Annotated in this window: 17 protein-coding genes; 5 read left to right on the top strand and 12 right to left on the bottom strand. The window is 63.3% G+C overall.

What is annotated here, in order from left to right; genetic code table 11:
* The first annotated feature begins 79 nt into the window (after positions 1-79).
* A complete protein-coding gene (locus JXQ94_RS11215; protein ID WP_421923880.1) occupies positions 80-865 on the top strand; it encodes an enoyl-CoA hydratase/isomerase family protein in 786 nt (261 codons plus the stop codon).
* A 3-nt stretch (positions 866-868) separates the two neighbouring features.
* Here the strand turns inward: JXQ94_RS11215 and JXQ94_RS11210 are convergent, their stop codons facing one another.
* The 4 genes from JXQ94_RS11210 to JXQ94_RS11195 form a co-directional block, all read right to left on the bottom strand.
* The gene (locus JXQ94_RS11210) at positions 869-3,991 is read right to left on the bottom strand and encodes an efflux RND transporter permease subunit (RefSeq protein WP_421923878.1); all 3,123 of its coding nucleotides are present in this window, start codon (positions 3,989-3,991) and stop codon (positions 869-871) included.
* A complete protein-coding gene (locus JXQ94_RS11205) occupies positions 3,988-5,115 on the bottom strand; it encodes an efflux RND transporter periplasmic adaptor subunit (RefSeq protein ID WP_421923877.1) in 1,128 nt (375 codons plus the stop codon). The genes JXQ94_RS11210 and JXQ94_RS11205 overlap by 4 nt, the downstream gene beginning before the upstream one ends.
* Before the next feature lie 123 nt (positions 5,116-5,238).
* On the bottom strand, positions 5,239-6,384 hold the full coding sequence (locus tag JXQ94_RS11200) for an endo-1,4-beta-xylanase (protein ID WP_421923876.1): 1,146 nt from the start codon (positions 6,382-6,384) through the stop codon (positions 5,239-5,241).
* Between the two features lie 430 nt (positions 6,385-6,814).
* Positions 6,815-7,015: a hypothetical protein gene (locus JXQ94_RS11195; RefSeq protein WP_421923875.1), complete on the bottom strand. Its 201-nt coding sequence runs from the start codon at positions 7,013-7,015 to the stop codon at positions 6,815-6,817.
* An 18-nt stretch (positions 7,016-7,033) separates the two neighbouring features.
* Here JXQ94_RS11195 and JXQ94_RS11190 point away from each other — a divergent pair, with 18 nt between their 5' ends.
* Positions 7,034-8,746, top strand: a complete 1,713-nt coding sequence (locus JXQ94_RS11190) for a glycoside hydrolase family 43 protein (protein ID WP_421923874.1) — start codon at positions 7,034-7,036, stop codon at positions 8,744-8,746.
* 350 nt (positions 8,747-9,096) lie between these two features.
* Here JXQ94_RS11190 and JXQ94_RS11185 read toward each other — a convergent pair whose 3' ends face one another.
* Positions 9,097-11,526 (bottom strand): glycoside hydrolase family 3 N-terminal domain-containing protein, encoded by a 2,430-nt coding sequence (locus tag JXQ94_RS11185; RefSeq protein ID WP_421923873.1) that lies wholly within the window; start codon positions 11,524-11,526, stop codon positions 9,097-9,099.
* Between the two features lie 232 nt (positions 11,527-11,758).
* Between JXQ94_RS11185 and JXQ94_RS11180 the strand changes: the two genes are divergently transcribed.
* Positions 11,759-12,532 carry a FadR/GntR family transcriptional regulator gene (locus JXQ94_RS11180; protein WP_421923872.1) on the top strand — a complete coding sequence of 258 codons (774 nt, stop codon included), beginning with the start codon at positions 11,759-11,761 and terminating at the stop codon, positions 12,530-12,532.
* Positions 12,533-12,663: 131 nt separating this feature from the next.
* On the top strand, positions 12,664-14,448 hold the full coding sequence (locus tag JXQ94_RS11175; protein ID WP_421923871.1) for an IlvD/Edd family dehydratase: 1,785 nt from the start codon (positions 12,664-12,666) through the stop codon (positions 14,446-14,448).
* Between the two features lie 57 nt (positions 14,449-14,505).
* On the opposite strand, the gene JXQ94_RS11170 is transcribed toward JXQ94_RS11175, so the two are convergent.
* From JXQ94_RS11170 to JXQ94_RS11150, 5 genes are all read right to left on the bottom strand, one after another.
* Complete coding sequence (locus JXQ94_RS11170) at positions 14,506-15,372, bottom strand: SMP-30/gluconolactonase/LRE family protein (RefSeq protein ID WP_421923870.1); 867 nt, start codon at positions 15,370-15,372, stop codon at positions 14,506-14,508.
* A gap of 83 nt (positions 15,373-15,455) precedes the next feature.
* A complete protein-coding gene (locus JXQ94_RS11165; RefSeq protein ID WP_421923869.1) occupies positions 15,456-16,889 on the bottom strand; it encodes a sugar porter family MFS transporter in 1,434 nt (477 codons plus the stop codon).
* Between the two features lie 49 nt (positions 16,890-16,938).
* Complete coding sequence (locus JXQ94_RS11160) at positions 16,939-17,697, bottom strand: SDR family NAD(P)-dependent oxidoreductase (RefSeq protein WP_421923868.1); 759 nt, start codon at positions 17,695-17,697, stop codon at positions 16,939-16,941.
* Positions 17,694-18,857: a fumarylacetoacetate hydrolase family protein gene (locus JXQ94_RS11155; RefSeq protein WP_421923866.1), complete on the bottom strand. Its 1,164-nt coding sequence runs from the start codon at positions 18,855-18,857 to the stop codon at positions 17,694-17,696. Before JXQ94_RS11155 ends, JXQ94_RS11160 begins: the two co-directional genes overlap by 4 nt.
* 113 nt (positions 18,858-18,970) lie before the next feature.
* Positions 18,971-20,020 carry a LacI family DNA-binding transcriptional regulator gene (locus JXQ94_RS11150; protein WP_421923865.1) on the bottom strand — a complete coding sequence of 350 codons (1,050 nt, stop codon included), beginning with the start codon at positions 20,018-20,020 and terminating at the stop codon, positions 18,971-18,973.
* A 445-nt stretch (positions 20,021-20,465) separates the two neighbouring features.
* On the opposite strand from JXQ94_RS11150, the gene JXQ94_RS11145 reads away from it, so the two are divergent.
* Complete coding sequence (locus tag JXQ94_RS11145) at positions 20,466-22,580, top strand: sialate O-acetylesterase (RefSeq protein WP_421923864.1); 2,115 nt, start codon at positions 20,466-20,468, stop codon at positions 22,578-22,580.
* Here JXQ94_RS11145 and JXQ94_RS11140 read toward each other — a convergent pair.
* On the bottom strand, positions 22,577-23,713 hold the full coding sequence (locus JXQ94_RS11140; RefSeq protein WP_421923863.1) for a THUMP domain-containing class I SAM-dependent RNA methyltransferase: 1,137 nt from the start codon (positions 23,711-23,713) through the stop codon (positions 22,577-22,579). The two genes, JXQ94_RS11145 and JXQ94_RS11140, sit on opposite strands and share 4 nt — an antisense overlap.
* Positions 23,714-23,809: 96 nt before the next feature.
* Positions 23,810-24,493, bottom strand: a complete 684-nt coding sequence (locus JXQ94_RS11135; RefSeq protein WP_421923862.1) for an SDR family NAD(P)-dependent oxidoreductase — start codon at positions 24,491-24,493, stop codon at positions 23,810-23,812.
* Positions 24,494-24,615: the final 122 nt, after the last annotated feature.

The raw sequence follows: 24,615 nt of genomic DNA, 5'->3' as shown, positions 1-24,615 counted from the left end.
CTGAGGCACAGCGTGACTTGCCGCCGGGTGGCGGGCGGGGACAGAGTGTCCGTCCCCGCCTGCCAGCCCGGAGATTTCAGTGACCGATGCGCCGATCTATCTTGAACGCCATGACCGGCACGCGACGCTGGTCCTGAACCGGCCGGCGCGGCGCAATGCCCTCACTGCGGCGATGTGGGCGGCCCTGCCCGACCTGCTGGATACCGCCGCAACCGATGACGGTATCAAGGTCCTGCTCGTCCGCGGGGCGGGCGAGAGCTTTACAGCCGGCGCAGACATTTCAGAATTCGAGACAGTCTACGCGACACCGGAATCGGCGCTGGCCGGAACCCGCGCCATCGCCGCCGGACTCGACGCACTGGCGCATTTCCCCAAACCGACACTCGCCGTCATCCGTGGTGCCTGTGTCGGTGGGGGATGCGGGCTGGCGCTGTCGTGCGATTTGCGCTTCGCGGCTAGCGACGGACGTTTCGGTATCACTCCGGCCAAGCTGGGACTGGCCTATACACTCAATGACACCAAGAGACTCATAGATGCGGTGGGGGTCTCCGCCGCCAAGGACCTGCTCTTCTCGGCCCGCCTCGTCGATGCCGAAGAGGCGCTTCAGATCGGCTTGATCAATCGCTGTTTCGAGCCCAGCCAGCTGGACCGTGAAGTCGCCGCCTATCTCGACCTCATGCTTTCGCGCTCAACCGGGTCTGCCCGTGCCATCAAGCGCGTCATCCACCTGATCCGCTCCGGGGTCGATTGCGACACGGAGGAAACCCGCCAGCTCTTTCTGGACTCCTTCCAGAGCGATGACTTCCAGGAAGGCTATCGCGCCTTTCTGGACAAGCGGGCTCCCGATTTCAGCGGCAATGGCTGACCGCTATTCGGCCGGAACGTCCACAGCAGCGTCACCATGCTGGCGCGCCTCCTCTTCCAGCCGTCGCGAGACCCAGTTCGGGGTCTTGGTGAAGCGGCCGAGCACGCCATAGGCGACCGGAACAACGAAGAGGGTGAAGAGTGTGGCCACCGCTACACCCGCGAAAATCACGACGCCGATCGTGATCCGGCTTTCCGCGCCCGGCCCCGTGCCGATGACAAGCGGGAAAGCACCAATGGCGGTCGAGATGCCGGTCATCAGGATGGGCCGGAACCGGGTTTCCGCCGCATCCAGCGTCGCGGTGCGCAGGTCACGACCGCTCTCCCGCAACTGATTGGCGAACTCGACGATCAGGATACCGTTCTTTGCAGCCAGCCCGATCAGGATAACCAATCCGATCTGCGAATAGATATTCAGACTGGATCCGACGAGCTCGAGCCCGAACAGTCCGCCGGCCACGGCCAGCGGCACGGTCAACATGATGACCAGCGGTTGGATCAGGCTCTCGAACTGCGCGGCCAGCACCAGGAAGACGATCAGCAGAGCCATGCCGAAGGCGAAGAGAACCGCCGAATTGGCATCCAGGAACTCCTTTGCACCGCCCAGATAAGTGGAGCTCATTTCCGGTGGCAGGTCCCGCTGGGCCCAGTCGTCCAGCCAGGCAACCGCTTCCCCGAGCGTATAGCCTTCTGCCAGCGTGGCCGAGATCGTCACGGAGCGTTGGCGGTCGACCCGATTGCGTGACGAGGCCTCGCCAACCTCGCTCAGGGAGACCAGGTTGGAGAGCGGGATCAGCTCGCCGCTGCGACCGGAAACATAAAGGGTTTCCAGATCCTGGGCGCTGGACCGCGCCTCACGCCGGTTTTCCATGATCACATTGTAGGCTTCACCGCGATCGATGAATTGTCCGACGCGGCGCGATCCCAGATGGGTTTGCAGCGTCTGCCCGATCTCGGCGACAGAGACGCCGAGATCCGCGGCCCTTTCCCGGTCGATATCGACGATCAGGCGCGGACTGGTCGGCTCGTAATTCTTGCGGGCTCGCAACAGGGCGGGATTGCCGTCCTGGATGGCCGCCAGAAGACGCTCGGCCTGACGATCGAGACCGCCATAATCGGGACCTTGCAGGACGAATTGTACATCATCACCGCCGCCACCGCCGCCCAGCGAGGAGCGCATCGAGGCGAAGGCCTGGACGCCAGTCAGCTGCCCGAGGCGGCCATTGAGCTCACGCATGATCTCGCTGCCTGGCCGACGCGCGTCCCAATCCGCCATGGTGCCGATGACAAAACCGGAATTGAAGCCGCTTCCGCCCCAGCCCGGCGAAATGACCAGCACGCGGCTCAGCTCACCCGAATTCACATATTCCATGGCAATCGCTTCAACCTGGTCCGCCTGCGCGGACATGTAGTCGAAGCTTGCCCCTTCCGGTCCGGCAAAGCGGCCAAAGAAGGAACCGCGATCCTCCGGCGGTGTAAGTTCGGCGGGCAGACGGTCAAGCAGGAAGGCCGATCCGCCCATGGCAACGGCAACCATCGGTACGATGATGACCGGCATTTTCAGCGCAATCTCGAGGCTGTCGCGATAGGACTGACGGGCTTTCTCGACCAGTATATTCACCCATCGGGTCAGACCCTTGGCTTCCCGACTTGGCTTGAGAAGCTTGGACGCCATCATGGGCGAAAGGGTCAGGGCGACAAAGCTGGACAGCACGACAGCGCCGGCAATGGTCAAGGCCAGTTCGGTAAAGATGCGACCAATGAATCCCGGCAGAACAACGAGCGGCACGAAGACCGCGACCAGAACCGCCGTTGTGGCGATCACCGCAAAGAAGACCTGCCGGCCGCCGCGAAGCGAGGCCAGCGCCGGTGGCTCGCCCATATCAACCCGGCGCTGGATATTTTCGAGCACAACAATGGAGTCATCAACCACCAGCCCAATCGCGAGCACCAGAGCGAGCAGGGTCAGGATATTGATCGAGAATCCGGCGACCGCGAGGACCGCAAAAACCCCGACCAGGCAGACGGGAACCACCGCCGCGGGAATGATGGCGGCGCGGAAACTGCCGAGGAAAAGATAGATCACGAGCACAACAAGGGTCGCCGCAATGACCAGGGTCCGCCAGACTTCCTTGATGGATTCTTCAATGAAAACAGTATCGTCCGAGGCGGAGATCATCTCCATCCCGTCAGGCAGGTTGAGCCGGATCCGGTCGGCCTCGGCAGCGATCAGGTCGGCGACCTCGACCGAATTGGCCTGGCTTTGGCGGACAAAGCCCAGACCGATCATGTTCTGACCGTTACCGCGGAAAAGCGTGCGCGGCTCTTCCGCCGCCAACTCCACATCCGCGACCTCGGCCAGCCGCACCACATGCCCGTCGCCAGTGCGAGCGATCGGCAGGCGGGCAAACGAGTCGGGATCGGCAAACAGGCGCTCGACACGGACAACAATCTGGGTGTCCGGGGTTTCTACGGACCCGCCCGGAACCTCGACATTCTGTGTCCGCAGGGCGCCATCAATGTCCGCCACCGTGACGCCACGCGCCGCCATGGCCTGGGGATCCAGCCAGATCCGCATCGAGTAGCGGCGCTGGCCGCCAATGCGAACCTGGGCCACTCCGTCAATGACCGAGAAGCGGTCGAGCAAGGTGCGCTCGGCATAGTCTGACAACGCTTCGGACGTCATCCGGTCGGAGAGGAGATTATACCAGATGAAGGGCCGGGCATCGCTGTCCTGCTTGCGGACCTCAACCTGTTCCACATCCTGGGGCAGCCGGTCGATGATGCGCGATACCGAGTCACGCACATCATTGGCGGCGGCTTCGATATTGCGGTCGAGCGAGAAGGTTATGGTGACGCGCGATGAGCTGTCACGCGATGAGGAGGTGATGGTCTCGACGCCATCTATGCCCGACAGCTGGTCCTCGATCAGCTGGGTGACACGATTTTCGACCACTTCTGCATTGGCACCCGGATAATTCGCGGACACGGAGACAACCGGGCGGTCAACATCCGGCAGCTCACGCAGTGGCAGGTCGCGCAGACCCAGCACGCCGAAGACGACGATCAGGGCACAAAAGACAAAGGCGAGAACCGGACGACGAACCGCAATATCGGAGAGTGTCATTGTGCTGCGCTGCTCCCCGAAACAGCCAATCCGGTCATTGCGCCATTGGCGCCCAGCTGCATCTCGCGCGTGATTGTGACAGAGGCTCCGTCACGCACGCGGTGCACGCCTTCGGCGATGATCCGCTCGCCAGTCTCGAGGCCGGACAGCACCTCGACCATTGTGCCGGACCGGCGCCCAAGTGTGATCGTGCGCTGACGGACGACCGTCCCGCCATCGCTTTCCTCAATCACATAGACATAGGTTTGATCGAGGTACCGGGTCAGGGCAGCACCAGGCACGGCCGGACGATTGCGGACATCGCGGCGGACCTCCACCGTCATCAGCTGTCCGGGCAGAAGCCGCCCGTCGAGATTGTCGATTTCCGCACGAATGGTGACGCTGCGCGTGACCGGATCGATACGGCTGTCGATCTGCGCGATCGCGCCGGAGAAGACCTCATCGGGATAGGCCGAGGTTCGCGCGGCGATTTCCATCCCCGGTGCAACCACGGCCATGAAGCGCTCGGGCACGGTGAAATCGAGTTTGATCCGGCTCGTATCATCCAGGCGCGCTATCGAGTCGCCGGGTCTGACCAGGCCGCCAAGGCTCACTTCTCGAAGGCCGACAATCCCGGCAAAAGGTGCCCGGACAATGCGGTCGGCCAATTGGGCCTCGATGGAGGCGACGCGCGCCGCGGCGCGTTCGACTGCCGCCGTCGCCTCGTCAAGGCGCGATTGCGGGACCACGGCGCGGGCGATCAGATCATTGGTCCGGTCGAGCTCCCGGCGGGCTTCGCGCAAGGTCGTCCGCGCCTCGGTCAGGCCGGCCGCCTCCTCGGTGTCGGTGAGCTCCACCAGGATCGTCCCGGCAGCCACGCGCTGGCCCGACTCGAAATTGATGCGCGAAATCGTATCCGTGACACGCGCCGTAATGGTCACCGTCTCATTGGCACGCGCGGTTCCGAGCGCCTCCACGATATCGGCGAACTCGACACTTGGCACGGTTGCGATCGCGACCGGCAGGACGCGGGCCCCTCGACCCATGCCGGCCTCATCCGACGGCATGAGGGCCCGAAGGGCAACAATTGCGGTCATTGCCGCGAAGGCAACAAGAATGACGATCAAAAAGCTGGCACGGCGCATGGCAATCTCCTGCCGGCATAGATGGCTTGGACCCATGCAAAGGCAAGGCATGAAATAATCACCGGCCGGCAAAGGCCATTTTTTGCACCGGCTGGTTCGGTCTTGCCTCCGAACGCAAGCGTATCAGCCTCGCGGCGCAGCCGCCTCGAAGGCCGCCGCGATTGCCGCGCGCAGGGGCTTCGCCCGGAATTCGGCATCAAATGGCGTCGTCCGCTTGGCCTCTCCATCGGCCCGCGGCCAGATATTCTGGAGCCAGGAATAGCGGTCCGAGAGGCCCCAGACGAGCACGTCACGGGTCTGCGGATAGCTGAACATCAGATCGAGATACCGGCGCGCCAGATCCGCGACGGCCTGGTCCCGGCTCTCGATATCATAGGGCAAATTCTTGTCGTGAACGTCGAACTCGGTAATCGCGAGATTGAGACCAAGGCCGGTGACCTGGTCCAGAAAACCCCGCCAGTTTTCTTCACGAGCCGTGTCGAAGTCGACCGATGAATCAAAATTGCCGGAGCCGATATGACTCTGGACGCCAAGCGCATCGATTGGCACGCCGCGCTCCACCATGCCCTCCAGAAGGCGCTGCACGCCTTCCTGGTGCGTCTCATGGCCGGCTTCCCAGCTCATATAGTCATTGTAGACAATTTCCCCGTCCGGATCGGCCTCGCGCGTCGCGTGGTAGGCGATGTCGATGATGTTCTCGCCAAGATGACGCGTCAGCGATGTTTCGCGCAAACGCCCGGTCGACGGATCAATGGTTTCGTTGACCACATCCCATGAGGTGATCCGACCACGATAGCGCGCGACGACCGCGCGGATATGCTCGACAACAAGGCGCTCGGCCTCCGCGCCGGGGCGGCTGCCGAAATCGTGATTATTCACCCAGGCAGGCGAGAACTCTTCGCGATTCCACAACAGCGTGTGGCCACGCATCGCCATCTCATGGGCGCCGGCGAAATCAACCAACCGGTCCGCGGGATCGTAATAATAGGTCTCGGCGTCCGGTCGCAGGACATACCATTTGAGCGCATTCTCATGGACGAGAATGCCGCACTCACGCTCGATGAGGGCCCGATAGCCCGGGTCGTTGAACGCGCCGGTAAGGGTCCCGGGACGCCCCATTCCCACGGCAGTTCCGAACCGCATCCCCTTGGCCTGGGCCAAAGCGTGCAAAGACGGCGTATCGTCGCCCATCGCCGTGGGAGTCGAACAGGCAGCAAGCCCGCCGGCCGCCAGCAAGAGTGCCTGGCGTCTGTTGATGTCTCTGGCCAAAAATCCCTCCGATCAGGTCCTGCAAGCTGGAAACGGGGTGCCGGGACCGCGCACCGATTTCTGCGCATCCATCCGGTCGTCATCGAGACCGAACCGGCATGCGGCTACCCCGGCAGCTTTCTCACCCACCCCATTTTCCAGCGCTGTGGCAGCTATCAGTTTAGTGCATCATAAATGTCAGACTAATGAAATTCAAACCCCCCAGTCTGGACCGCCGAAACCCTTGCTTTCAGACTGATGATCTCCGCGCTCCAGCTTGGTGCCAGTTTCCACCGGCGACACTCCTGACTACGCTTTTAATCAACAAAATCGTAGGGTTTGAATGGATGACGGCGAGAGAAGAGGCGTTGACGTCGATTACACGACGTCGATAAACTCTGTCGACGGTCGACGCTGGGGGTCAAGTCACAATGTCCGACAATAACGCAGGTCACTCGCCAGGCAGTGAGAGCCGGACTGCCCGCGACATCGCGGCGAGGTCGAACAAATTCCCCGGCGGCAAGCCATTGGCCATGCCCGCGCCAACACCAATGCCGACGGTGATGACAAAACGCCAGGGCCTCCAGGCCCGGCACGCTTCACACGGCCACCGACGGCCCTGCCGCGCGCCGAACGCCGGGATATCCGCCATTGAATTGGAGATGATGTCATGACCCCGCATGCATTCGCGGTTTTCGGCCTGGTCGCGCTTGCGGCTTGTGCACCGCAGACCGGCGGTCCTGAGGAGCCGTCGATATCAACGGCCCGGTTCGAGCGCTTTGTGTATTCCGGCAGCGACCCGGTCCATGAAGACATCCAGCGTGGACCGGACACCTACCTCAACCCGGTTCTGGGTGGCTTTTACCCGGACCCGTCCAACACACGTGCCGGAAACGACTACTTTCTGGTCACGTCGACCTTTGCCTATTTTCCGGGCCTGCCAGTCTTCCGCTCCAGCGACCTGGTGAACTGGGAACAGATCGGCAATGCCGTCGACCGTCCCGATCAGGTCGATTTCGGCCAGCTGGGCCTGTCACGGGGCCTGTTTGCGCCCGCCATCGAGTTTCATGACGGGATATTCTACATCTTCAATACTTGCGTCGATTGCGGCGGCAATTTCGTCATCACCGCCAGAGACCCGGCCGGCCCCTGGTCGGACCCGTCCTGGCTGCCCGAGCTTGTCGGCGGGATCGACCCGGCCCTGTTTGTTGATGATGATGGCCGCGCCTATGTCGTCAATAACGGCCCTCCGGACCGGACACCCGAGTATGACGGTCATCGCGCCGTATGGGTCCAGGAATTCGACCTCGAAACGCTCACAACCTTCGGCCCGCGCACTGTCTTGATCGATGGCGGGGTCGACTTCTCCGAACAACCGGTCTGGATCGAAGGTCCGCACATCTACAAGGTCGACGGTCGCTATATCCTGACGGCCGCAGAAGGCGGCACCGCCGAGAACCACTCCCAGGTCGTGTTGGCCAGTGACGCGCCAATGGGTCCTTATACGCCCCATGACGCCAACCCGATCCTGACCCAGCGCGACCTGCCGCGCGATCGTGCCAATCCGATCACCTCGGCGGGGCATGCCGATCTTGTTCAGACCCCCGACGGGGATTGGTGGGCGACCTTTTTGGCCGTCCGGCCGTATGGAGATGACCAGTACAATACCGGTCGGGAGACCTTCCTCATGCCGGTACGCTGGGTGGATGGCTGGCCTCGCATTACCGACGCGGGCGAAGCAATTCCCTTCGTGGCGACGTCACCGGACCTGCCGGGGCAAGCAGCACCGGCCCGCCCGATGGGCGGTGCCTTCACGCGTATCGACGAGTTCGATGGCACCGCGATGGATCCGGAGTGGATGATGATGCGCAATCCGCGCGAAACCTGGTGGGCGCTTGAGGGCGGTGAACTCCGGCTCCGGCCGCGCGCTGCCGGGCTCGGAGACAATGCCAACCCGTCTTTCTTCGGGCGCCGACAGCAACATATGAATGCCCGGGGCGAACTCACTCTCCAATTCCAACCGGATACCATCGGTGCACGGGCGGGCTTGGCTGTTCTTCAAAATGATGACTTCTGGTTTTTCATCGGGCTGGAACTGACAGACGAGGGTCCGGCTCTCCGCTTGCGGCAGCGGGCCGGGTCAGGACAGGACCGTCAGGGGGTCGTCCTTGCGACCCTTCTGCTTGATACCATGCCGCGCAATCCGCTCAGCCTCCGTGTGACCGCTCGCGGCGCCTTCTATGATTTCGACTATCGCCTGCCCAATGACGACTGGCAGACTCTGCTGCACGATGCCGACGGCTCGCAATTATCGACCCGGAATGCCGGCGGCTTCGTTGGCGTGACAATGGGCCCGCACGCCTATTCGCCAAACGGCGGCTAGACGCGGCTGCCGGGCCCGTGCCGATCGGTCCGGTGGCTCGCCGGCCGGCCCGGATAGCTGTCCGGGATAGCTGTTCGGGTTAGCAGCCGTGCGCAGAGCGCCGGCCGCGTCACCAGCGTCGGTCAGGACCGGCGCCGCCACGCCATTCCCAATCAGGGCAAACCGTCTCCCGCAGGACGACCGGGACTGATCGCGGCATCACCCGTGCAACCGGTCCCGGCGCCCGCCTCGGAGGAGCGTGTGAAACAGCTGAAAGGTGACTGGCACGCCGCCAGGACGACCAGGAAGACGGGCGGAGAATGGTGCCGCGAGAGCATCCAGCGGGCTGCAGCACCATTGCCTCGTCCGGCCTAGTCGTCTGCGACTGTCAGTGTAACCGACTGCAGATCCGACGAATCCGCCCCGACCGAGACAGTGAAACTGCCTGGCTCGATCACGCGCTCCATATCGAGATCCCACAGAGCCATGGAGCGCGGCGCGACTTCCAGGCGCACCGTGCGCGTCTCGCCCGGCTCGAGAGAGATGCGCTCGAACCCGCTCAACTGGAGAACCGGACGCGTGACCGTGGCATTGTCATCACGGACATACATCTGCACGACATCCGCCCCGGCGCGGTCGCCGGAATTGGTCACATCCACCTCGACGAAGGCACTGTCCCCGACGGCAATTGTCTCCTCCACAAGACGCGGTTCGGAATAGTCGAACTGAGTGTAGGAAAGACCGTAACCAAACGGGTAGAGCGGCGCCTCTTCGTCAAAGAGATAGCCACGGCGCGCGGACGGTTTGTGATTATAGAAAACCGGCAGCTGTCCGACCGAACGCGGCATGGTCACCGGCAGATGGCCACTCGGGCTCACCTCGCCCAGGACGAGGTCAGCAACGGCATTGCCTGTCTCCTGCCCCAGATACCAGCCCTCGATCAGGGCATCGGCATTTTCGGCCAGGAAATTGACGGCGAGCGGTCGACCATTGAGGAGAACCACGACAGTTGGTTTGCCGAGCGCGAAGATCTCGCGTGCCAGATCGAGTTGCTGACCGACCAGTTGCAGATCAGCCCGGTCACCCAGATGAGAATCGGCCCAGGCCTCACGGCTCAACTGTTCGTTCTCGCCCAGGACCAGAAGAATGACATCGGACTCGCGTGCGGTTTCAACGGCCGCCTCGATCAATTCGGCATTCACAGCCGGATCGATGAGGTCCACGGCATCAGCGGCCCATTCACGGCTTTCGGTGAGACGCACGCCCTCGGAATAGACGACATCGAATGCCTCGCCCGAGGCGTTCTGGAAACCCTCGAGAATGCTGACGACATGACGTGGCTGATCGGAATAACCACCGATCGGCGTATCCACGGCGTGAGTCCCGATCACAGCCAGCGTTCCGATCGCGTCCGGGTCCAGCGGCAGGGTCGCGTCCCGATTTTCCAGCAAAACCATCGCGCGCTGGGCTGCGGTGCGGGCGAGGGCGAGGGCGTCCTCGGTCGCGGTGCCGGCCTCTGCGGCTTCAGCGTTTGCATAGGGAGCTTCCCAGACACCCGTAAGGAATTTCAGGCGCAGGATACGGCGAACGACGGTATCGATCTGCTCCTCGCTCACGCGCCCGTCGGCGACCATTTCCGGCAGGCTCAGGAAGCCGTCACCATGCGGGAGTTCGACATCAACTCCGGCTTCGAGCGCGCGGATCGCCGCATCCTCGATATTGTCATACAAGCCGTGACGCGTGATCAGCTCGCGGATGGCGAAGTAGTCACTGACGACGAGGCCCTGATAGCCCCATTCGTCGCGCAGAACGTCGGTCAGCAGCCAGCGATTGGCATGACTCGGCACACCGTCAATCTCATTGTAGGACGCCATGATCTGCATGACCGGCATTTCCTCGACGAGCCGTTCGAACGGGGTCAGAAAAATCTCGCGCAATTCCCGCTCGGAGATTTGCGCCGGACCGATATTCATGCCGCTTTCCGGCTGACCATGGCCCGTCATGTGTTTGAGCGTCACAAAGACACGCTCATCCGCCAGCGGCAGATCGTCACCCTGGAAGCCACGCACCGCGGCGATGCCGAGTTCGGACACGAGATAGGGGTCCTCACCATAGGTTTCCTCGATCCGGCCCCAGCGCGGATCACGGGCCACGTCGACGATCGGCGCCAGCGTGAGGTGCACCCCGCGCAGACGCATTTCGCGTGAGGCAATGTTGAAAACGTCTTCCAGCAACGCCGGATCCCAGGTCGAGGCAAGGCCGATGGATTGCGGGAAGCTGGTCGCATTCGGCGCGACATAGCCATGCAGCGCTTCCTCATGGAAAAGAAGCGGAATGCCGAGCCGGGTCTCCTCGATCGCCCAGCGCTGGGCGGCATTGATATACGCGACCGTCTCGCGCTCATTGCGATTGAACACGCCGGCATTGGCACCGGCTGCCGTGGTTCCGGCCTCAACGCCCTGGCGGTCATAGGGTCGCGAGATCTGGCCGAGGCCATTGGGGTAGTTCTCCGAGGCCCGCTCGGCCGAGAAATCGCCCGCCGGTGTCTGGATTTCCGACTTGTTCTGCCAGATGCCGATCATCTGGGCGACCTTCTCCTCGATCGTCATCCGCGCAAGCAGGTCCTCGACCCGCGCCTCGATCGGCTGGCTGGCATCGCGGTAAACCGCATCCGGGCCTGGCCGGTCTGGCGCCTGCGCGGCACAAGCCGTCTGCGCAGCGAGCGCTGCAAGGAGTGTGGCTGGAACGACAGCCCGGCGCGTCTGCCGGACAAATTCGAAGGCATGCGTCAAGACGCTCATAATGGTCTCTTCCCCTGTCACAGGCCGGATCTTCACATGCCCGGCGCTTGCTGTTTGGCCGATAGTAAGACGAGGCCAGGGGGTCAGGTCAATCCATTTGTCGGAGTATATGACGTCATATGGACACGCTAGCCCCCGGGAAGTATGACCGTATCGGCAAAACCCGTGGTTTTCCCGGCGGTTTCGCGATGGTTTCCAGTCGCGGGTTTCAGCAGGATCGAAGGATGACGACATGGCGCCGACAGACAAGATAACGGGCAAGCCACGTCGGCGCACGGGCAATCCGGCCCGCATCCACGGCACGATCGCCCATGATCTCGGGGTTGCCATTGTCTCTGGCCAGTACACGCCAGGCGAGGTCCTGCCGAATGAAATCGACTTCTCCGAGCGGCTGAAGGTCTCCCGCAGCGCCTATCGTGAGGCGGTGCGCATCCTGTCTGCGAAGGGATTGGTGGAGAGCCGACCCAAGACCGGTACGCGCGTCACCCAACCGGAACGCTGGAACCTGCTCGATCCTGACGTTCTGGCCTGGTATTTCGCCACCGAGCCCGACCCGAAGCTGATCGATGGCCTGTTTGAGCTGCGCATGATCATTGAGCCGGCGGCCGCCGCACTGGCAGCCGAACGTCGCGAGTCACACCATCTGACCATCATGCGGGAAGCCTTGATGAATATGGAGCGGCACACGCTCAACACCGAGGAAGGCCAAAGCGCCGACCGGGCCTTTCATGATGCTGTCCTCGACGCTTCCGGCAATATGCCATTGCGCAGCCTGTCCAGTACGATCGGCGCGGGCGTCCGGTGGACAACCGTCTACAAGGCCCGGAAAGACGAGCTGCCACGGGACCCCATGCCCGATCACTGGCGCGTGTTTGATGCGATCGCCGCCGGCGGGCCGGACGCGGCCCGTTCTGCCATGGCGGACCTGGTGGGCGGTGCACTTCGCGACACGGCCCGCGCGCTGCGCCGCAGCCAGAAGGCAGAATCGGCGCCAGACGCAGGCTGACCCCGCTGAAGTTTCTGCCCCGGCATGCCAGTCTCTTTGCGTCGCCACCTTGCTAGCCTCGGCAATGCACTCTATTTGTCGGAGTAATCAAAGCTCTCGATCAGAGGGCAGGCCGGTAATTGAGACCTTTCATGACGAAACCCCTTCGATCTCGCGCCTGGTTCGACAATCCCGACAACCCGGACATGACGGCCCTCTATCTCGAGCGCTATCTGAATTATGGCCTGACACTCGAAGAGCTCCGCTCGGGCAAGCCGATCATCGGCATCGCCCAGACCGGCTCCGATATCGCTCCCTGCAATCGCCACCATATCGAACTGGCCAAGCGGGTTCGCGAAGGCATTCGTGAATCGGGCGGCATCGCTCTCGAATTCCCGGTTCACCCGATCCAGGAGACCGGCAAGCGCCCGACCGCGGGACTTGATCGGAACCTTGCCTATATGGGCCTGGTTGAATTGCTCTACGGCTATCCGCTGGATGGTGTCGTTCTGACCGTCGGCTGTGACAAGACCGCGCCCGCCTGCCTTATGGCCGCAGCGACGGTCGACATTCCGGCCATCGCGCTCTCCGTCGGTCCGATGCTGAATGGCTGGCGACAGGGAAAGCGCATCGGGTCGGGATCCATCATCTGGCAGGCGCGCGAAATGATGGCGCGTGGCGAGCTGGACTATGAAGGCTTTATCGAACTGGTCGCGACATCGGCGCCCTCCGTCGGCTATTGCAACACGATGGGCACCGCGTCGACCATGAACTGCCTGACCGAGGCCCTGGGCATGAGCCTGCCCGGCTCGGCGGCGATCCCCGCTCCCTACCGCGAACGCGGCCAGGTTTCCTATCTGACCGGCAAGCGCATCGTCGAGATGGTCCATGAAGACCTCAAACCGTCTGACATCCTGACCGAAGATGCCTTCCTCAACGCCATCGCAATCAATTCCGCGCTGGGCGGCTCAACCAATGCTGCCGTTCACCTGACCGCGCTCGCCCGCCATGCCGGTGTCGATCTGCCGCTCAAGCGCTGGCAGGAACACGGCCACGACATCCCGCTGATGGTCAACATGCAGCCGGCCGGCGCCTATCTGGGCGAGGACTTCCACCAGGCCGGCGGCGTACCGGCGGTGGCGGCGCAACTCATGGCACAGGACCTCCTGCGCGAAGACGCGAAAACAGTGAATGGCCTCACGATCGGTGAGAATTGTCGCGGCGCCGAGATCGTCCTGCCGGACGTGATCTGGCCCTTCGACGCCCCGCTTCTGAAGGATGCCGGCTTTATTGTCCTGGGCGGAAATCTCTTTGACAGCGCACTGATGAAGACCAGCGTCATCGCCAAGGCCTTCCGCGAGCGTTACCTGTCGAACCCTGATCATCCGAATGCGTTTGAGGGCGTTGCCCACGTTTTCGATGGCCCGGAGGACTACCACAGGCGCATTGATGATCCGGCGGAACTGATCGGCGATGACGGCATTCTCGTGATGCGCGGGTCCGGCCCGATCGGCCATCCCGGTGCTGCGGAAGTCGTGAACATGCGGCCACCGGACTATCTGATCAAGCAAGGCATTACCGTCCTGCCCTGCATTGGTGACGGGCGGCAGTCCGGGACATCCGGCTCGCCCTCCATCCTGCATGCCTCACCCGAGGCGGCAGCAGGCGGCAATATCGCGCTCCTGGAGACCGGTGACCGGCTGCGCATCGACCTCAACAGCGCAACGGTGGAGTGGCTGGTTTCGGAGGATGAGATCCAACGCCGTCGCGCGGCGCTGGAGGCCAAGGGCGGCTACCCCTTCCCGGCCTCACAGACACCCTGGCAGGAGCTTCAGCGCGACACGATCGGCCAGTTGGAAACCGGTGCAGCGCTTGAACCCGCGGTCAAATACCGTCGCATCGTCGAGACCTTCGGGAATCCACGGGACAATCATTGACGGCAATGCCCGGCCCGACGCCCGGCTGGCGCGGCCCGGTGCAGGATCAGAGGCTGATCAGGGCCTGAGCCTGATCAGGGATTGAGGCTGTCCGGCTGTGTCCACCCGCACCTTGAACAACCCGCCTGCCAAGGGCTGGCTTTCCCGTTGATCGGGCGTCTGATGCAGCCAGGCGGTGGTGCAGTAGAGCGTTCTCAGATCATCATCACCAAAGGCGGCTTTGGTGATGGCTGACACCGGGAATTCAATCTTGCCCAGCTTGCGTCCATCCGGCGCATAGCGCGCGACGCCCCATCCCCCAAACAAGCCGACATGCAGGATACCGGCACTGTCCATGGACGGGCCATCGCAATAGCCTTCATCCATCACCGCGAAGACACGTCGATTGGAAATTTCACCGGCTGCGTGATCAAAGGCCTCGATCGTCTTTTCCAGCGTGTCGTGATGGTAGAGCGTCTTGCCGTCCGGGCTCAGAACCGGGCCATTGGTAACGCCGTAGCCATCGGCTTTCAGAACCACACCGCTATCCGGCGTCCAACGATACAGCGCGCCAGTCTTGAGACCCTCGCTGTCATCCATGGAGCCGAACCAGAGTGAACCGTCCGACGCGACATAGCCATCATTCAGCCGGTTTTGCGGGCGGTCGGCCTCCACGGCCTCGAGAAGGCTGAAGGCCCCGGTCGCCGGGTCAAAACGATAGAGACCGCCGCGAACACCGCAGATCAGACTTCCATCCTCGGCCGGCAGTGCGAACCCGATCTGATCCGGCGCATCCCAGCTGGCCTTTGCCCCATCATCAACGCTGTAGCGGTGAAGCTTGCGGCCCTTGATGTCGACGAACCAGACGCAGCGATCGCGCACTGACCAAACCGGGCCTTCACCCAGCTCGGCCTTGAGATCCCAGATGAGTTCGACTTGGGTCATGACGATATCGCAAGAACGGATGTTTCAGAAAAAAGACCCGGGCAGGTTACCCCGCCCGGGTCCGCAGGGACTATCGTGAAGATCTAGCCTTCCATGTCCTCGAGTTCCTTGCCGCGGGTTTCGCGAACCATCTTGATCACGAACCAGATCGAGAGAGCGGCGAAGACGGTGTAGATCCCGTAGGCACCCGCCAGCCCGATCGTGCCGAGCAGGGAGAGGAAAGTGATGGAGATCAGGAAGTTCGTTCCCCACTGGAAGAGGCCGGCGACGGCCAGACCGGATCCGCGGATCTGATTGGGGAACATTTCGCCCAGCATGACCCACATGACCGGGCCCCAGGAGAAGTTGAAGAACATCACATAGATATTGGCCGCGACCAGAGCGAGCAGTGCCATATTGTCTGACAGGCTCAGTGATCCATCGATCAACTCGCCGGTCGAGAAGGCAAAGGCGCAGAGGCCAAGCGTGATCGCCATGCCGATTGAACCGATTACCAGCATCGGCTTGCGGCCCAGCTTGTCGATGACCAGCAGAGCGACGATCACCGAACCGATGGACAGCGCTCCAGACAGGACATTGGTCAGCAGCGCGTCACTCTCGGTGAAGCCCGCCGCCTGCCAGAGCACGGCGCCGTAGTAGAAGATGATGTTGATGCCAACCAGCTGCTGGAAGCTGGCCAGGCCGATACCCACCCAGACAATCGGACGGATCTTCTTGGTGATCGGGCTGATGAGGTCACGCAGGCTGGGCTGATGATCATCGACCAACGAGGCCTGGATTTCCCCGACCTTGCGCTTGGCCGTGACGGGACCGAACAGCTTGGACAGCACACTGGTGGCCCGTTCCGTCTTCTTCTTGAAGACCAGGAATCGCGGGCTTTCCGGGATGGAGAACAGCGCGATCAGGAAGATGATGGCGGGCACAAGCTCCATCCAGAACATCCAGCGCCAGGTCTCGAAGCCAAGCCAGAACTCAACCGTCGAACCGCCGGCCGTCTGGGCCAGGAGGTAATTGGAGAGGAAGGAGAAAAAGAGACCGGCAATGATGGCGATCTGCTGGATGGTGGCGAGGCGTCCGCGAATGCTCGCTGGCGCGATCTCGGCAATATAGGCCGGCGCCATCACACTGGCCGCACCAACGGCCAGGCCGCCCAGGAGGCGATAGACAACAAACTCGGTGGAGCCTCCCGCAATCCCTGATCCGAAGGCCGAAATAATGAAAAAGACCGCAGCAACGACCAGCAAGGTGCGGCGACCGAAAATGTCGGCGGCGCGCCCGGCGATCAGAGCGCCGACCGCACAACCAAGCAGCATCGACGCGACATTCCAGCCCGTTCCGATCGCTTCGGAGTTGAAGGCGGTCTGAAGGCCGTCGACCGTGCCGTTGATCACGCCACTGTCATAGCCGAAGAGGAAGCCCCCGATCGTCGCAACGATCGCGATGGCGAGGATATAGCCCATATTCGGCGCTTCGGCGGGTACCGAAGCGCTTTCGGCGCTATCTGCCGTGTCTGTCATTGTCCAACTCTCCCCATATGGGCCTTTTGGCCCTTCTTGATGATGCAGCCTAGCTCCAGCCCGCATCGACGAAATATGCATGTCCGGTACAGGCCCGGGCGTCATCGGACGCCAGAAAGAGGGCCATGGCCAGAATATCTTTCGGCTCCAGCCGGATTTTCAGGCACTGGGCCGCCACGATCTCGGCTTCACCGTCAGGCGTGTACCATTTTTCCTGCCGCCGCGTTTTCACATTGCCCGGGACGATACAGGCGACCCGGATTCCATCGGGCCCCAATTCGCGCGCCAGAGCGCGTGTCATGCCCTCGATCGCCGCCTTGGCGGTCTGGTAGACCGACAGGTCAGGCAGGCCGAGATGCCAGGAGATTGAACCGAGATTGATGACAACCCCGGCACCCTTGGCCTTCATTCCGTCGGCGACAGCGCGGGTGGCAAAATACTTGTGCCGCAGATTAACGGCCATGCGGTCATCCCAATAGTCCGGCGTGACGTCGGCAATCGCGTGTCGATCGTCATTGGCAGCATTGTTGATGAGAACATCCACCGCGCCAAACCGGGCCTGAATTTCCTCGAAAGAGGTATGGAGCGCGTCGAGATCCGTCAGATCGCAATGACGATAGACCGGCGCCGGGTCGAGATCGGCGAGACGGTTGGCCAGAGCCTCGCCCGCTTCGTCGCCAATATCCAGAAACACCACCTGCGCGCCCTGACGGGCGAAACCTTCGGTCAAGGCAGCGCCGATACCGGATCCGCCGCCGGTCAGAACCACAAGACGCCCCTTGAGCGAGTGATAGAGTGTCGGGCTCATGCGGCACCCCGCAACAGGCCACGCGCCGCCAGATTATGCATCAGGCCGGCAATACCCAGCGTCCAGGCTGGCGCCTGATCGCAGGTGGTAACCTCGTTCACCAGCGCGCCGAGAGAGGGCGTGGACACGGTGACACGATCACCGACCTTGTGGGTAAATCCCTGACCCGGCGCATCCCGATCCGCGACTGGCGCGAACATTGTGCCAAGCATGAGGGCAAAGCCGTCGGGATATTGGTGATGCTTGCCAATGACCTGGCCAACCAGATCAAGCGGATCGCGGCTGATCTGCGACATTGAGCTCTGGCCGGTCAGCGTGAAGCCATCCTTGCCCTCGATTGTGAGCGAAACCTCGGCCTTGCGCACATCATCGAGGCTGAAGCGATCATCGAACAATCGAATAAAGGGCCCCAGCGCGCAGGAGGCATTATTGTCCTTGGCCTTGCCCAGCAGAAGGGCCGAGCGGCCCTCAAAGTCACGCAGATTGACATCATTGCCCAAAGTGGCGCCAACCGGCCGACCCTGGCCGTCACAGACCAGGGCGATTTCCGGCTCCGGATTATTCCAGACCGAGTCAGACCGCACACCGACCTCATCACCCCAACCCACGGCGGACAGGGCCGGCGACTTGGTGAAGATTTCGGCATCAGGGCCGATCGCCACTTCCAGGTATTGCGACCACAAGCCGTCGGAAATGAGCGCGGTTTTCAAGTCGGCAGCAGACCGGGAACCCGGCTTGACCGAGGCGATATCAGCACCGATCCGCGCCTGGAGTGCGTCACGGATGTCGCGTGCCCGATCCGCATGACCCTGGGCTCGCTCCTCGATCACACGCTCGATCGCCGATATGGCGAATGTCACACCCGATGCCTTCACACATTGCAGATCAACCGGTGCCAGCATCCGGGCCGCTCCCGAGGAGGCCTCGGCAAAGCTTGCGGCCAGACCCAGATCATCGATCGCGCCAAGGTCCTGTCCGTCGGCAGATTCAAGGGAGTCTGCATCAGCGAGAGCTTCGGAGACGGTGGCTGCGAAACGGGAGATATCCAGACAACGCCCCTCGCGGACCAGAACCGGTGTCGGCCCGTCCGGCAAGGCAAGACGGCCGATCAGGACAGCATTGTCCCGGCCTGCCGGCAGGCAGTCAGCTAGCTTGGTCATTCCTCCCCCGAGGACTGTCTGTGGCTAAAGGTCCGTTTCGGACTTTTTAATAGCGCTAACATCATTTTCTGACGCAATGAAGTCAAGCCTCCCGGCGCGTGTGTTTCAAAGATTCAGGATTTGTGCGGGACCGGGCCCGTCGAGGCCCGCACGACCAGCTGGTGTGGCAAAAGTTGATCAATGGGCGCACGGCTGTCGCGCCGCGACTGGTCGCGCGATTCCTGGAGCGCCAGACGCAAGGCCGCTTCGGCCATGCGCGCGACTGGCTGACGGACCGTTGTGAGTTCGGGCCACACGGCTGTCGCCAGCGGCGTGTCATCGAAACCGGCCACGGACAAATCTCCGGGCACATCCAGTCCTCGCCGGTGCGCCGCCGCCAGGGCTCCGGCCGCCATGTCGTCATTGGAGGCAAAAATCGCCGTTGGCGGATTGTCATCCGACAAGAGCCTTTCCGCCGCTTCAAACCCTGACCGGTAGTTGAAGCCCCCCGGTTCCACGAGGCAGGCGGCAGGCGGATCCGCGCGCCGGATCTCCGTTTCGAAACCCTTCAGGCGCTCGACACTTGCCGTCTGGTTGACCGCGCCTTCGATGAAACCGATCCGGCGATGCCCCAATTCAATCAGGTGGCGTGTCATCTCCGCTGCAGCAGCAAAATCATCCATGCGGACGCCGTGCGCGTCCGCGCGCGCATGCCCGGTGCCGACAGCAATTGCGACAACCCCCGCGTCACGCAATGCCGCGATGGCGCGTTCGGATTCGGCGTGCGGTGCGGGCAGGATGACCCCGGCCACCCCACCGGCGATCAGGCGCCCGATGGCGGCAGTTTCGCTTTCGAGCGATGTGTCGCACTTCTCGATCACGAGCAGGGCACCACTGGTCTGCGCGCCATCCAGGGCACCGACCAGGAATTGCGACAGATAACCGGCAGACGGGTTGGAATAGAGGAGGCCGATCCGACCGGCCCCATTGCGCGCAAGGCTGCGGGCCGCGGCATTCGGCGAATACCCCAGCGCCTTGACCGCGCGCATGACGCTGTCTCGTGTCGAAGCCTTTACTCCGGGCACATTGTTCATGACGCGCGAGACCGTCATCAAGGAGACGCCTGCCTCCCGTGCGACGTGGTCCATCGTCACGCCCCCGGTGCGCTTTTTGGTCCTGCTCACGCGGCCTCCCCGCCTCGTCGACTTGTTGGTCAGACTCACCATTCAAGCATCCGCCTGCTTCAGCGCGCGGGCAAGACTGCTCGCCACAAACGCCGCGGCGACCGGTTCCCTGAAGGTTGACCGCGCACCGTCCGGACCGACGACAAACCCGGGCTCACCGGCAAGATGAAGCGCGCCAGATCCATGCCGGGTCAACCCGGCGGGCGGGGTCCGGTCACAGCCGGGCCCGGCTCCACCCGGACGACGATACCGGGAAGAAGACGGGATAGGATGGTCGCGCTGATCGCTGGTGGGTCCCATCCTTTTCTCGGTAGAAGAGGCGAAAGGACTGAAAGCCCGCACCACTCTTCATCCCCCCTTCCATGTCCGGATCCGGCGCGACGTTGACAGAGCCTCAGGGGTGCGTCAATCAATTGTCTGACAAATTAACAGGGAAGGTGTCACGATGAAGAACACCAGTATCAAGACCATCCCAATCCGCCCCAACCGCAAGCTCGCAAATCCGGGAACCCGGCCAGGTCAGGGCCTTCAGCAGGTTTGGAGCGGGGCTCAGGGCACTGCCGGCCTGTCCCTTGTCCGCCTGCCCGTCCTGGCACTGGCCCTGGCCGTCGCCAGCTGCTCGGTCGGCGATGCTGTCGCTCCCGACGACGGCGCTGATCGCGAAACAGGGCTCACCCGTTCCGGTTTGCTCGATCCCGTCTTTACCGACCACATGGTCATCCAGCGCGCCCAGCCGGTGGCAGTCTGGGGCGAGGCTGAACCGGGAAGCAGCCTGCAGGTCGCCCTGGGGGATGACAGTCAGGACGTCACGGCCGGTGCAGACGGGCATTGGCAGGCAGAATTCGCCCCGCACGCCGCCGGTGAACGTCTGACCCTGGAGGTCAGGACTGCGGCCGGGACCGGGCAACGGGTCGACGATATTCTCGTGGGGGATGTCTGGCTGTGCTCGGGGCAGTCCAATATGGAGTTCGAAGTCGCTCGGGCCCTCAATCCCGGACAGGAAATCGCCGGGCCACACAGTCCGGCGATCCGGCTGCTCACGGTCGCGCATGAGAGCCGGGTGACGCCGCAATCCGATCACGCCACCCCGAATAACTGGCAAATCGCGTCGCCGCAAAGCGTCGGGAATTTCTCGGCGGTCTGCTATTTCTTCGCCCGCGAACTTCAAAGCCGCCTGGATGTGCCCGTGGGCCTGATCGATGCCTCCTGGGGCGGCTCCCAAATTGAAGCCTGGATCAGTGCCGAGGGGCTCGCGACAGTCGACGGCTTCGATACGCCGCTGAGCGCGCTGGCGCTCTATGGGACCGACCCGGTCGCAGCCACGGCCCGTTTCGGCGACGCGTGGGAAGCCTGGTGGCAATCTGCGGCCGGCACCACACCCTGGTCAGACAGAGCGATCCTCGCGGAGCCAGGCCAGGCAGCCCCCGACCAGATGGGCGACTGGCGCAGCTGGGGCGCCCCGGACATGGCCCAGCATCTCGGCATGGTCTGGTTCACCCGGCAAATAGAACTGAGCGCCGAGCAGGCGGCGCAGGACGCCTGGATAGACCTTGGCGGGATCGATGAGGTCGATGCCAGCTGGGTCAATGGCGCCTTTGTCGGTGCGACCTTCGGCTGGGGCTCCCGGCGCAGCTATGAACTGCCGGAGGGCAGTTTGCGCGCCGGAATCAACACCCTTGCGGTCAATGTGCTGAACAGCTGGGGCGCTGGCGGGATGCTCGGCCCGGACGATGCGGTCAGGCTGCGCTTTTCTGACGGTACGGAGACCGCGCTATCCGGTGGCTGGCGCTATGCACCGGTTCCGGCCTCCATCGGCTCACCACCCCGCGCGCCCTGGGAATCGGTCGGAGGTCTGACGGGCATGTATAACGGCATGATCGCGCCGCTGGAGCAGTCCCGGCTGGCCGGCATGATCTGGTATCAGGGCGAGTCCAATACGGGTCGGGCCGGCGCCTATGAGGGCCTGCTCACCACCCTGCTCGCCGACTGGCGCCGGCATTTCGGCGCTGACATGCCGGCCCTCATCGTCCAGTTGGCGAATTTCGGCGACCTCACCGCGCAGCCCGTTGAATCCGGTTGGGCGCGGGTTCGCGATGCCCAACGCCGGGTTGCCGAGGCAGACCCACTCGCCGGCCTGGTGGTCACGATCGATATCGGCGACCGGCTCGACATACACCCACCCAACAAGCAGGAAGTCGGTCGCCGCGCCGCGCGCACCGCCTTGCATCTCCTTCATCACGCGAACGGCACAGCCTGGGGCGCAAGGCCGCGTTCGGCACGGGCCAATGGCGGGCGGATCGTGATCCGCTTTGCCGATGTCGAGGGCGGCTTGCGCGCCATGGGCACGGATCAGCCTGGCGGCTTCGAAACCTGCACCGCTTCGGGCTGCTCCTTTGCCCCGGCGCGCCTCGTGGCCGACCGCATCATGCTCAGTCCGGCGGAAACCGGGGAAACGGTGACCCATATCCGCTATTGCTGGGCCGACGCGCCACTCTGCCAGCTCTATGATCACGCCGGCCTGCCGGTCGGACCATTCGAGCTCGCTGTCAGTTCCGACTAGCTGGCAGACGGCAGTGCAGGCGTCACATGGAGCCGCACTTTCAACCCGCCATGGTCGACGGGTCCGGTCGACGTTTCAAAAGGCAGCCGCGTCGCCCGCGCCAGGGCGGCATCCGTGGTGACCAGCGCGACCCGCCAACCACCAAAGCGCGCCCGCATCCGGTCGCCAAAGGCACCATAGAGATCGTACAGCGCTTTCTTGTTGCTGATCCGGGTTCCATAGGGCGGATTGACGATCACCAGGCCTGGCGGCGTATCCGGCGGCTCGACCTCGCGGATATCCGCCTGCCGGAAGTCGGTCCGTCCCGTCACGCCGGCACGTTCGGCATTGGCCCGGCTCATCCGCACCGCGCCGGGGTCGCGATCCGATCCGAATGCCGAGCAGGCCTCCGACAACTCCCCGGCCCGGCGCATGCTGGCCTGTCTGACCGATTGCCAGGCCGCATCGTCGAAGCTCGGCAGATCCTCGAACGCGAATGTCCGCCCCCGCCCGGGCATGAGCGCGCCCGCAATCTCGGCAGCCTCGATCACAAATGTCCCCGAGCCGCACATCGGGTCGACCAGCGCCTGCTTCCCGTCGAAACCGGCAGCCCGCAGGAAGAGCGACGCCAGGCTCTCGCGCATTGGCGCCTTGTTGACCTCGGCCTTGAAGCCACGGCGATGCAGGAGCTCACCGGACGTATCGACACTCAGCGTGCAGACATTATCTTCCATGCGCGCGCGGACACAGACCGGCGCATCCTCTTCAACCGGAACGTCCAGCGCCCCGGCGATCGCCTTGCCAACCCGCTCGCTGACGGCACCCGAATGATAGATTTTCGAGCCCTTGCAGCTCGCCTCGACCCGCACCGGCCGGTCGGCGCGCAGCACCCGCGCCCAATCAACCTCCCGGGCCAACTTGTCGAGCTGGGCGAGATGGACGACCCGGAAACTGGCGATCCGGGCGAGGATGCGGCTGGCGCCGCGGATCTCGAGATTGGCCCGCCAGACGTCGCGCCAGACGCCCCTGATGGTCACGCCTCCGGCCACGCATTTGGGTTTGCGAAAACCCTTTTCGACCAGCTCTTCGCGGAGCACGGCTTCCAACCCGGGCGCGACGGCCAGGAATATCTCGAAAGTGTCAGCTTGGGTCATGCAGGTGATCTAGCCGACTTCCTGATCCGGAGCGACACCCGCATGCGGCCAGCACCGGGTCAGCGCGTCAGCCACGCGGGGACGGCGCGCCCGGTGTCAGACCCGCCCGGTCACAGGCAACAAGGCACCCGTGATGGCCCGGGCATCGTCGCTGGCAAGGAAGAGGATGGCCGCCGCCAGATCATCCGGAGCCACCCAGTCAGACGGGTCCGCATCGGGCATGTCTGCGCGATTGGCCGGGGTGTCGATGATCGAGGGCAGGACCGCATTCACTGTGACCCGGCCCAGCAATTCGCGCGACAGGCTTTCCGTCAGGCGGGCGACGCCGGCCTTCGACGCCGCATAGGCCCCCATGCCCATGTCCGACTTGATTGCCCCGGCTGCACCCACATTGACAATCCGGCCTGAGCCACTCGATTTCAGCCAAGGCAAAGCCGTCTTGCTGGCTGTCACAGCCGTGCGCAGATTGATCGCAAACATGCGATCCCAGCTGTCGACCGAGCCATCCTCGAGCGTTTCCCAGGCAAACCCGCCGGCAATATTCAACAGGGCGTCGATGCCGCCGCATGTTTCGGCGATTGTCTTGAACGCCTTGCCGGCCGAGTCCGGGTCGGTCAGATCGACACCGCCAATCCGGATGTCGCCAGCGAGGTCCGTGGCCTCGCCGATATCAGCACGGTCGAGCAGTACGACCCGGTCGCCGCTGGCACTCGCCCGGCGAGCAACAGCCTGGCCGAGCACGCCGGCTCCCCCTGTAATCACGATTGTCCGCTGGCTCATAATGTCCTCCCGGGGCGTTGCTGCCGTTGGTGGACGCCATCGTCCACACTCGACTGCCCGAGACAAGTGAGCATTCCAGACCGGTCACAGTGCTGACCGCCCGGGTCGGGTTGGCAGGAGGA

The sequence above is a fragment of the Maricaulis maris genome (genome assembly GCF_049116555.1).
In the GTDB taxonomy this organism is placed as follows: domain Bacteria; phylum Pseudomonadota; class Alphaproteobacteria; order Caulobacterales; family Maricaulaceae; genus Maricaulis; species Maricaulis maris_C.
Note: the sequence above shows the minus strand (reverse complement) of the source record. Positions and strands in the feature narration are given on the sequence as shown.